Below are 1349 nucleotides of genomic sequence, written 5' to 3' on the forward strand. Positions count from 1 at the left end.
GCAATATCCACTAGATATGACAAGTTGAAAAGGAACTATGCCAGCATGGTATCGCTGGCATTTATGTTAATGTGGCTACCAATGTATTGCTGAGCATAAAACGTACAGCAAAGATCAACACGCCCTAGTAACTGAGAAGTGGGGCATATACCTATCGACAAAATTGCCCTTTGCAGTATTCTACTGAGGAAAATATGAACAAAGATACATTCGAGCAAGCGCTGATGTACCGTTTGCTTGTGGAGCAGAACTATTCATTATTATTAGATGCTGATCAACATTCTTCTCAGCTTCCAGAACAGCAAACTTGGGCTGACAAGTTGGAGCGCAGTGATTCGGAATCATATGAACAAGATATTATCGATTATTTAGAGGCTTGTGAGGCTCATCAAGAAACACTACCGGTTATAGGAGGTGAGCTTGTCAATACGATATTGCGACAAGAGGACGAGGTTGTTTGGAAGCCAAGTAAATCGGTGATTCCATCTTTACAGCCCCTCAAGAATTACGCTAATCGAGTGCTAGTAAAGATAAACCCTATGGGGACTAAAGTACTTTTGTTGACAGATGCCAACTGTTCTCGTGTTGGTAAGAAAGAGCTTACCCAGATTTGCAATGAAGCGCGCAGTGAGGTTCTAGACTTTTTCGGTATAGAAAAAAACAACCTACATACGGTGATGATTACGGTAGTAATGGTTCGTGAACTGGATTGTGCTGCACGTCAGTTTGCTAAACAAAACACTAAGCGTGTCGCTCTAGATAAGAATTTCTTTCATTACCTTTGCGTTGATCTCCAGAATAAGCGAATTTGGACGCCAACGTCTATTCGAAGCTGGACCGAAGTTAATACAATTAAAAAGGTTTTTTCATCCAAAGATAGTAGTATTGAATCCCTATACGCTAACTTTAACGCAGTAACCTTTAGTTGGTGGCGAGTAGTCCTATCTGGTTTAGTTGCGTTCACTCTTACGCTGCTATTGAGTATCGTCGCGCTTTATTTTGAGTCCGGCTTGTTATACACCTTGGGTCAAGCATTGACTCCTATGGTGGTTTTTACCCTATTTTTCGCCACAATGAAAAATAACAGCCGAGTCTATAAGCAAGTCTGCTATGGTGTTTCAATCTATGTATTACTTGTAGTATCGCTATATTTAACTGTGACTTTTCCATCTGACTTTGGTGACTGGCTTAATCTAGTGCAATTAATATTTATATCAGCGGGGCCTAGCCTGTTGGTTGGTCGTACGATTGAGATAATGAAATAAAAACGTATATACCCGTGATCATTGAAGATGCTTGATTTTCAATAGAATCAGGATCATGCTACTAACCATGAAAATTACACTGAC

At 40.2% G+C, this 1349-nt stretch carries 1 protein-coding gene and 1 pseudogene; both read left to right on the plus strand.

Annotated features, from left to right (window positions below; all coding sequences use genetic code 11):
• A pseudogene (locus ACQEXR_RS20120) lies at positions 1-93 on the plus strand (IS5/IS1182 family transposase); the annotation flags it as partial.
• A gap of 101 nt (positions 94-194) precedes the next feature.
• A complete protein-coding gene (locus ACQEXR_RS20125; RefSeq protein WP_427021034.1) occupies positions 195-1265 on the plus strand; it encodes a hypothetical protein in 1071 nt (356 codons plus the stop codon).
• Positions 1266-1349: the final 84 nt, after the last annotated feature.

This window comes from Vibrio sp. TRT 2004 (assembly GCF_050113735.1).
Lineage (GTDB): Bacteria > Pseudomonadota > Gammaproteobacteria > Enterobacterales > Vibrionaceae > Vibrio.